Origin of the sequence: Bacillus cereus group sp. MYBK108-1, from assembly GCF_051917185.1 — a bacterium.
Lineage (GTDB): Bacteria > Bacillota > Bacilli > Bacillales > Bacillaceae_G > Bacillus_A > Bacillus_A cereus.
Genome location: NZ_JBQAHZ010000042.1, coordinates 23,591 through 33,587 on the forward strand (window position 1 = coordinate 23,591; position 9,997 = coordinate 33,587).

Sequence of the window (9,997 nt, forward strand, 5' to 3'; positions counted from 1 at the left end):
CTTTCGTAATTTATTTAATAAAAAATGTTTTAACGCTTAATAGACAGTGTAAGTAATGACATTGTTCCATATTTAAAAAAAAATTAATATCTATGTTCATTTTAATACAAAAAAGGCAGGCATAAATATATGCCTGCCTTCCGTTCCCAAAATCAATTACACCCTAAAACAACGTGTGGTTAACCAAATCCAGATACTCTTCTACACCCTATTTTTTACTTTTCTAAAATAATTCCTGCTATTTCATTAGCATATTTTTTAGAGTCAAATCCATCATAGTTACTTAGTACTACAACAGTCAAATATTCTTTTGGAAACCGCATGAAGTATGAACGATAACCTGCCCAGCTACCTGAATGTTCCAAGTATCGACAGTTAAAACCTTCTGCAAGCCTTAGCCCAAAAGCATAATCTTCATTGTCAATAATCGTTTCCCCAGTTGGAGAAATTTCCGGACCTATTTCGCTCATTCTTTTAACAAGTTCTTTTCCGCCAACGGTACCTGTAGTTAAATTTTCTCCCCACTTTACCAGGTCTTCGACTGTTGCATGAACTGCCCCATCACCTGTATGTTCCCAAGGGCTTTCATAGACCATATATGCTCCTTGTTCATTCTTTGAATACCCCCTAGCAATTGATATAGTAGTTGGGTAGCAATCTACAATTGTTGTGTCTTTCATATTTAAAGAATCAAAAATACGTTCTTTTGCAAACTGACGTAAAGACTTCCCGCTTACCTTCTCTACCACCAATGACAATAAAAAATATCCTGTATTGCTATACTCAAATTTTGTGCCAACAGGGAACCTTGCAATTTGATGACCATTAAGGTGTTTTAGCGATTGTTCCACAGTTAATATATCAGTAAATTTAATATTTTCTGCATGAGCCAATTCCATATAATCAACTAGTCCGCCAGTATGATGAATTAGATGCCTCAATGTTACTGGTTCAGCATATGTTCCTATAGAAGGGACAAACTTTACAATTGAATCATCTAAACTCAATCTTCCCTCTTGTTCTAAGAGTAATATAGAAAACGCTGTAAATTGTTTAGAAACTGAGGCGATATTAAAAACGCTCTTTGTGGTTATCGGTAGATTTTCCTCTATAGAAGCTAAGCCAACTGCACCTTTATACGTTACTCCGCTATCAAAACTGGCCATATATGCAAAGCCAGGAACTTTTGGTGAAAACTTTTTTAATAATTGTTTAATCAATGTATGCGTCTTTTCATTATATGTATTATTCACCTTAATCACATCCCCTTCTCTTTGAATGGTTAGGAATACAATAAAAAATACTATATATATAAAATGTCAAATTCTCCTTTCAAAATTTAAACTTTTTAATGCATTATGCCAAGTACTAAAGGAAAGCAAAAATTATTAAAGAAATTAATAGTCTACCTTAGGATTGCTCTTAACAGGTTAAAAGCTTTTACAAACAAATTTTAGCAAACAATGTCTTCCCCCTCTTTTTTTATGACAGTTTTTTGATTGGAATGAAAGCCAATAGAATTAATTATTGAAATATACAAAAAATCTTAATATAAACAATATTTTACAGCGCTTCTTCTATAACGTAAATATTCATTTTACTTTATTTTCCACATAACAAAATATTCTACTTGAGAAATTATTGTTATGTGGAAATTTTTTCCTTTTCACCAAATGGAAGAAGAATCCTGACTGTTAGCGCTTTTCGTATTACTCAAACCTGATAACAAGCATGCGTTCTCCGTCAAGTGTACTTCAGCAAAAGTACTAAATCCTGGAGTGTCACCTGTATGCCTCCCAATCGGAACACAGGTTGGAAGCTTAGTTTCATCCTTATAAATAAAAAAATAGGGGGAGCCTATCGTGACAGACTCCTCCTAAAATACAACTCTCGTATACATATCGGAAATGAATTTATTTTACTAATAGTGAATATTCACCATTTTTATCATCAAATTTATACACATTCAGATAATATTTCCCTGGTTTCGCTACGAATTTTCCCTTTATAGTATTTCCTTCATCTTCACCACAAGCTACATAATTTTGCATATCTGATTCATGATAAAGTACCCATGTCATCCCAATATTTTGTTCATTTACCACAGAAATCTCTACTTCTTTTGGATCTGTAACATTAAACGTATAAACATCTGTTTGATCAGGAGTAACCAGATTTCCTTTTACAAGCGTATTAAACGGGAGTATCTTCTCTTCTTCAAGGGACCCGCCTGTTTGCGGATCTTGTTTTACAGTAACTTTTGTCTGTTCTATACTTTCTTTTCCTCTACTATCTTTCACAGTTAGTTCCACAGTATATGTTCCTTTTTCTCCATATATGTGGGTAGGATTCGCTTTTGTACTTGTTATACCATCCCCAAAGTTCCATAGATAAGAAATAACTTTTCCATTTTCACTTGTTGTACCATTGCTATGGAATTGAATTTCTTCATTTACTATCCCGCTGTATGGTCCATTCATATTTACTATAGTAGTCGTTTTTTCTTTTTCCTCTGTCGCAACACCATGGAAAACAATATCATATTCAAATTGATTAGCTGCATTCACACGATAGTTTACAAAATAGGCTGTAACTGTTTTATAACCGCTCCACCCTTTTTGGGATAACTGCTCTAAAGTTTGATTTACTTGTTTACTCATCGTTTTCCAATCTTCAGACTCACCTTTTGATATCCCACCAACGTACGTGCCTTCCACGCTAAATGTGTTAAAGAATTGCGACTCATGTTTTGTAATTTTTGCATCTTTTATATTTGCTACATCTACAATTTCGTTTTTCACTTCAGCTAACGGCTTTGGTGCGTGTTGAATTAAATAATCATTTGTTACTTGAGGTACATTATATTTATCTTGATTATCAGTCAACTGCTGCATATATGCTTGATATTCTGCATTCAATTGTGTATTTTTGCTTAATAATTCACGATACGCATCATAATTTTTCACATCGTTTGCACGGATTAAATCTTGAAGCTTATCAAATGTATCAAATTGATGATTATACAAATAAGACTGTAGTGCAAAGGAATACTTATAAAAGTCCCAAGATCCATATTTGGCGAACAAAGTTTGCTTTGCTGTATAACGGCTTGCTGGATCAGATGATAAGCCACTTATTATACTTTTACGTGGAACAACATTGTTTGTACGTGTAGATCCTGCAAAAAATTCTGCATTCCCTTCTTGGAACCAAGTTAACCGTTCATTTTGATACATTTCTCCGCTTCCAAATAAACCAGGAACCTCATATCTTCCTTGTAAATAATGAGTGAATTCATGACGGAACAACTCTTCTAAACTATAAATACTCTGCTTTGGCGTACGCTCATATGTAAAGAAAGTCCCCTTCTCTTCAATATAAATTCCACCGTTGTTTGTTTCATATCCATATAATTGTCTATTTAATTGATATTCATCTGGATTATTATAAATTACTATTGTTAGTACATCATCAGCATTACCCGGTTCTAGTGCTTTATCATTTCCAATTACACGGTGATATTGTGCTTTTACTTCCTTGGCTGCCCAATATAATCTCTTAATTTTTTCTTCTGTTACTTTATCTCCCGTCTTAAAGACAATAGATCCGTCATCAAATATAATTTTTTTCAAATACGTAGAAATATGGTTTAACCAGTAATCAATGATCAGATCTTCTTAACTTAAGTAAACCTAAATCTATTTATCTCCATACAGAAAGAGATAAATAGTTTTGTTCCTATTCATGAAATAGTACAATATATGCAAAATTACATATCTAATTAATTGCTTTTAATGTTATATTTTAATAGCGATGAATGCTATTATTTCATAAGTTGTCAACAAGCGTTATGTATGTATGAGAAAAAGGAAGGAGCCAAATAGGCCCCTTCCTTTTTCTACTAATTAACTAAATTACTCTCTGGTAAAAATTTAAATAGTAATGCTCATTTACAGGCGTCTCATTATGCATTAAACATGCTAACTTAGCTTGCTGTCGGAAAAAATAAAAACGATAGCATTAAGTTATTAAGAGACAAAAATTCATCAACACGAAGACAGATTTGTCTTGGCTAGATAAATTTGGTGATAAATACAGGAAGTAACTCTTACGATTCAATGATTCTTTTTCCTGCCTTCTACCCTTGCCACTTCTGTTTCATGACTTGTAAATAGAGATCTTCAAACTCGTTAAAATGGACGCGAAAAACACCTAATGTATCGATATAAGCAGAAATCACATCTTTTTCATTAAAATGGATACCTTCCTGTGCTAAGTCATAGCTATCATTAAGGCTGTATAAATCAAAATATTCTTCTTCCCAATACAGGCCTCTATTTACTAGTAATCGAGTAGAGCAAGTAATAGCTTGTTTAATATTCCATTTCTGAGCTACTAACTTTTCATTTAAGACTGAAAGAAGGATGTTTACCGAGGGGTTTTCATCAACTATGCGGCTATATGACAGTAAAGCCGATTCTATATATATCAGCTTTGCTTTAGACATTAAAGATATCTCCATAATTTCATATGGCGGGTGATCATTTGCTTCAATCAACCTATCGCACCATGAAATAACCTCCTCTCTATTCCAAAGTCCGCAGCCTAGTCCTAATGCATACAAGTGGGCTAAAGTTTGATAAGATTTCAATATGATTCACCTTCAATTTAACTGTATAGTGGTATTGCATTCATTTTGGAAATAATCACGCTTAGTAATAAATATAATAAGCTGCCCAAACGGACAGCTTATTTGCATTAAAAACGCTACACATGAACTTTTTCTTTTTTTCGACGCACAAGCCACCAAACTAAAGATAGCAGTACTAGGGGAAACGGAAATATCTGAATAAACAAAAATACTTCCCAAAAATCGTGCATCGTACTACCAGGGGAATCTGTTGCCATCCCGCCAATAAAAAAAGACAATGGAATGACAAGTATATTTATACCTAAGCTAATCATTAGGAATGATAGATTTTTCTTCCAGATTACTGGTAATGCAGCCAAGATTAATAAAACCAATGCAGTACCCAGTATAAGAAACAGTGCTCCAAATAAAAATACAAAGTATAAAATAGCATTGATTAAAGGTTCCACAATAGCCCTCCTAAGGATTCATTCTATAGAAACACTCATGTTATTTAGAAAGTCAGGATGCTATACCTCTTAGTTGTCTTTCAATTTCTTCATCGCTATAGTCTTCATTTATCTGCTTAGAATACTTAATCTACTTGCTTATATTCTGGACTGCGTTAGGACATATGTTTCTATTGTACAACCAGCTAGCAAGAAACCCACACTTATCCCTGCTAATACGGTACCTTTAAAGGCTCTGTTCATATTCATTTGCCCCTTTTATCTTTTCGTATTTTTTCTCCATCCATAGACAGTCCATTATGAACGTTTTCATTATAAGTATTGTCTGCTCCTTACTATCTGTTTCGGCCCTGATTCTTCTCGTTTACCGTTTCAGTATTACGCTTCAATTCGCATTATCATCACATAAAAAGGACATACCTATTCATATATATACCTTTATTATTTTATATTGAAATAAATAATAGTTCAAAGTTATTTTGTGAAAATTATACAAAAATTAATAATTCATCAATTACCCAACAATAGATAATATGGATAAAGAAAAAATACTAGAGAATATCACATTGTAGTAGTCTCTAGTATCTTTTCATAGTATTTTAGCGGCTATGCAATACGGAGGGATAAAAAAGGACCTCTTACGGAAAGATAAGAGGTCATCAAAAAGATAAAAATGTTGTATTTGAAACACGCGAGTTTCTAATTCACATCATAACACAATATATTTGTATATTCAATATATACATTAAAGATAAGGAATATTACATCATTGAAGATTACGGTGAACCAGGAGATAGTGTTGAAAATGAACCTACTTTGCGCAACATTTTCCCGAAAAAGTATGCGGATGTAGCACCTGCTAAGACATTTTGAATAATCTTTGCAGCTGCTACATCAACGGGTAATTTATTGTATTTCCAATCTAGAGAATCAATTGTCCAATCCCATACTTTTAAAACTAGTGAAATAGATCTTTTTAATTACATACTTAATTTATTTTTTAATGTCCAATATTTTTCTCCATTAGCTTCAAAAGAGAATTCTACCCATCCATTCGGATCTTCACGATAAATAAAGATGGTTGTTCCAGGAGTTACTGTACCAACTTTATTCTCCTCGACAGCTACATCTGGTCTACTTTTAATTTTTAAATTAAATGGATAAGGTACCTGATAGTAAGTAGCTGATGATACAACATTTGAGCTTGAACCGTCTGCATACATTTTATATGGAATTTCATTAGATAACGCGTCGACATCTAATGTTTCAGGATTCTTTGGTAATTTTTTTGCATATGTATAGTCTTCTACACGAAACGGTTTAATACGTTCCATAATACCCGCAATTTTCTTAGCCCAGCCTTTATCTGATGCATATTTCACGTTCATGCCAGTTAATGTTGACCCGTTATAATACATACCACTTTCTTCTAAATATCTTTCTCGTACATAATTAGCGTTATAAGCAATACTATCGCCGTAGCTTGGTAAATATTTCGCATATTTAAACGGATCTCCATCATATGCACGTAGACCGAATAAATTATGTTTTTGATATGCGATTTCTGATTTTCCGTATCCAGATTCTAAAATCGCATGCGCCGCTAAATAATGAGCACTCACGCCATATTGATTTTGCGCATTGATAAAATCTTGTCCATGTCCAACTAAGGGACTATCTGAATGATATTTTGCAATAAAACTATCAATCTCTTGAGCTGTAATTTTCGAAGCCACTGTTAAATTTAAATCTTCATATGAGGTAGCAGTAATAACCTCTTTTTCATCGTTTAAATTTTGTTGTAACATATCTGTTTTTGCAGTAAGTTGAGCAGCTTCAGCACGTGTTATAAATCTATTTGGTTGCCAACCGTTCTCGGTACCATTAGAAATTTTTAAATCTATTAAAATATTGGCATGTTTTTCTCCCCAATGCCCTTTTAAATCTTCAAATCTAACCTGCTCGTTATGATTTGCTGTGCTTTGTAGTTTATATGCATTTACTAGCATGGTAGCCATAGCAGCACGAGTTACTTTTCCGGATGGATTAAAGATTCCATTACCTTCACCTTTAACAATACCAGCTTTTTCAGCAGCAGCAATATAAGGAGTAGCCCAGTGGTTTTGTGAATCTGTAAAAGATGGTTTTGCATTAGGCTCAATTTTTATACCTAAAACTTTTGTCATAATTTTTGTAGCCGAAGCTCTATCTAAGGAGTCATTTGAACCAAAAGTTCCATCTGGATAACCATTTAATACCTGTTTATCAACTAAATAGTTAACGGATTTATCAGCCCATGTAGGAACATCAGGGAATTTATGAGTATCTGCTAAAATATTAGAAGAATAGGATAATATAGCTCCTGCAAGGATACCTGTTGCAATTAATTTATGCTTCATTAAAATAAACACCTCTACCATTGTATTTATCAAATTGAAATTTTCTATTTTTATATTTACATGTTTGTAATAATAATAAAATCGTATTATCACGCATTCAATTTAATGTAACGAGTATAGTTACTTATATACACAAGTGTCAATGAATTTCTTTTACAAAAATGCATAATTTTTACATTATTTTGTAATTGAATTATGTATAAATTTTGTAAAGGACCTTTTGATAGATTTTACCTGAATAACTCTCTTTATTTGTTAATTTGCCAATCTTTCTTGTTTACTATTAATCAATTAAAAAAAGAATTTTTTTTGTTTAAGAGCTACTTTAAAATCTTAAGTTGATGGATGTGTGAACGTACCGCTACTAAAATTCTTGCTTTTAAATCATTATTACTGTATTATATTTACGTATCAATATAAGGATTATATTATATAAAAAGGAATCAAATCTATAAGTAAGATTTAAATCCTTTTCGAAATCAAAAAGACTTTGTCAAAATCTAATATAATTTATGCTTGTCTTTTTAATATGTATCTAGTAAAAACATATTTTTTATCCATAGAATTCTGTTTTCAATGATAGGAATTAGTGTTCTAAACAAGAAACCGTACAAAGTGATCTGAAAAACCTGAGAGATATTGTATGTAGTTTGCTCATCTCCAGGTACTACAATAAAAGAGCCTTACCTTTCTAGGCAAGACTCTACTAGTTTAGTTGTATACTATTTACATGATAACTAAGAAACAGAAAACATATAACACCAAATAACAGCACCCTATTACTCCTCCTACAGCTAATACCTGTTTAACCCAACTCTTAAATTTTTGATTACTGTAAATCGCTTGCACTCTTTCCATATTTCCTCCTATTAAGCAGAACCCTTAAAGACTCTCACCTCGCTATAGTACCATTAAAAAATGAATAATAGAGATCTAATGTATAAATATGCAATATTGCATACGAAAATGTATTGTTATAATTGTAAGCGCTTACTATAATAAGGTTATAAAGATTTATTACATCTTAATACGAAAAAGAGGAGAGAATAATATGGAAATCGCAATGGCAGTTTTAAAATTTATAGGCGGAGCAATCCCATTAATTCAAGAACTACTAAAAGCATTTATGTAAATTCACTATTTAGCAATTATTTATAAAAATTATTATACAAATGATCTGTATATCAAAAATGAATTGGTTTACAGATCATTTGCGTGATCAAGGTCCCTTTAACATGACTAATGGGCCTTTTTAAAATTTTTAAATAATTAAGGTTACGTCACATCACCATCAAGTTAGCAAAATAAAACGAAACTTTAACTTGATGGTGATGGGGTAACAGTTGTGATTTAGAGATAAGATCAGATTATACAAAGTTTTGCACGTCAGCGATACCGGAAATAAACTTCGCCTTTAGTAGCAAGAATCCCCAATAAAGATAGTCAACTTGCCTATTTAGGAATAAGAGTGTCAATTTAAATAATGCATTCTGAAACACTACTCTTCTTCTAAAATAGCGTAATAATATTCATCCCACCATTCATTCCCATGTGGTATACACTTCCTGAAATAGCCTTCTCTTCTCATTCCAATCTTCTCCATTACTCGATATGATGGGGTATTTTGTGGCTGACATGTAGCTATAATCCTATGTAATTTCATTTCCTTAAAGCCATATTCCAATGTAGCTTGTGCTGCTTCAGAAGCATATCCTTTATTGAAATATTTAGGATTGAACACCCAACCAATCTCATATGTATGCTCACCAAAATATTTATGAAAAACTATATGACCAATCAGAATATCTTTATGAATTAATACTACAGGAAAGTTCTTAGCGTTTTCACCAATGTTTTCATTCACAAAGTTTCTTGTATTTTCTTCAGTAAAAACCCCTTCAGGTATGTATTTCATAACATTGATATCTGATGTATACTCATGAACAGCTTGCCAATCTTTGAACTCAAATTTCCGTATTAATAATCTTTCTGTTTTTATAAACATTTACTTTTCCCCCTCAAAAAATTGCAACTATATTTTAAATCCACATTTAACCCTTAAAACAAAAAGAACTTGTAGGACTCTCTACAAGTTCTTTTTGTTTTAAGGTGAATATACGAGCTAAACAAACTATCTTACAGATTGACTGTAGAAACTTTAGGGGTAATGCTTTGACAAATATATTATATAACAAATATTAACATCTACAGGATTTATTTTTGAAAATTATGTGAATTAAGAAAGGAAGTAGTTTTTTCTTAGCTATTATTATTATTAACTGACGGTATCATTATATTTTATTCTGCAACTTATTTAGAAGAGCTATGTACATTTCGAAGAAGTTCTTCAATAAGTTTTGTTTTTTCATTTACCTTTGTGGCATATGTGTAGAGTAAGCATCCAGCGCCTTTCCACGTTTCTGTGATAGGTTTCCAAATGCTCCTCTCCGAACCGGACTTACACGTCTCCATGTATCCGGCTCTCCATCTGTCATCTG

6 protein-coding genes and 4 pseudogenes are annotated in these 9,997 nt (G+C 32.3%); 2 read left to right on the forward strand and 8 right to left on the reverse strand.

Features of this window, described 5'->3' with window-relative positions:
- Positions 1-215 precede the first annotated feature (215 nt).
- From ACTFSL_RS29870 to ACTFSL_RS29885, 4 genes and pseudogenes are all read right to left on the reverse strand, one after another.
- The gene (locus ACTFSL_RS29870) at positions 216-1,253 is read right to left on the reverse strand and encodes a serine hydrolase domain-containing protein (RefSeq protein WP_100651621.1); all 1,038 of its coding nucleotides are present in this window, start codon (positions 1,251-1,253) and stop codon (positions 216-218) included.
- A gap of 660 nt (positions 1,254-1,913) precedes the next feature.
- Positions 1,914-3,629 (reverse strand): annotated as a pseudogene (colA, locus tag ACTFSL_RS29875) (collagenase ColA); the annotation flags it as partial.
- Positions 3,630-4,138: 509 nt separating this feature from the next.
- The gene (locus ACTFSL_RS29880; RefSeq protein ID WP_000844534.1) at positions 4,139-4,651 is read right to left on the reverse strand and encodes a hypothetical protein; all 513 of its coding nucleotides are present in this window, start codon (positions 4,649-4,651) and stop codon (positions 4,139-4,141) included.
- A 116-nt stretch (positions 4,652-4,767) separates the two neighbouring features.
- Positions 4,768-5,100 (reverse strand): hypothetical protein, encoded by a 333-nt coding sequence (locus ACTFSL_RS29885; protein WP_135277592.1) that lies wholly within the window; start codon positions 5,098-5,100, stop codon positions 4,768-4,770.
- Between the two features lie 747 nt (positions 5,101-5,847).
- Between ACTFSL_RS29885 and ACTFSL_RS29890 the strand changes: the two are divergent.
- A pseudogene (locus tag ACTFSL_RS29890) lies at positions 5,848-5,955 on the forward strand (peptidase M56); the annotation flags it as partial.
- On the opposite strand, the pseudogene ACTFSL_RS29895 reads toward ACTFSL_RS29890, so the two are convergent.
- Positions 5,943-6,056: pseudogene (locus tag ACTFSL_RS29895) on the reverse strand (polysaccharide deacetylase); the annotation flags it as partial. The pseudogenes ACTFSL_RS29890 and ACTFSL_RS29895 sit on opposite strands and share 13 nt — an antisense overlap.
- Before the next feature lie 24 nt (positions 6,057-6,080).
- A complete protein-coding gene (locus ACTFSL_RS29900) occupies positions 6,081-7,499 on the reverse strand; it encodes an S-layer homology domain-containing protein (protein WP_000680977.1) in 1,419 nt (472 codons plus the stop codon).
- A gap of 946 nt (positions 7,500-8,445) precedes the next feature.
- On the opposite strand from ACTFSL_RS29900, the gene ACTFSL_RS29905 reads away from it, so the two are divergent.
- Positions 8,446-8,631, forward strand: a complete 186-nt coding sequence (locus tag ACTFSL_RS29905) for a hypothetical protein (protein ID WP_001987408.1) — start codon at positions 8,446-8,448, stop codon at positions 8,629-8,631.
- 366 nt (positions 8,632-8,997) lie between these two features.
- Here ACTFSL_RS29905 and ACTFSL_RS29910 read toward each other — a convergent pair whose 3' ends face one another.
- A complete protein-coding gene (locus ACTFSL_RS29910) occupies positions 8,998-9,504 on the reverse strand; it encodes a GNAT family N-acetyltransferase (protein ID WP_000470150.1) in 507 nt (168 codons plus the stop codon).
- Between the two features lie 305 nt (positions 9,505-9,809).
- Positions 9,810-9,890, reverse strand: a pseudogene (locus ACTFSL_RS29915) (lysozyme family protein); the annotation flags it as partial.
- Between the last annotated feature and the right edge of the window lie 107 nt (positions 9,891-9,997).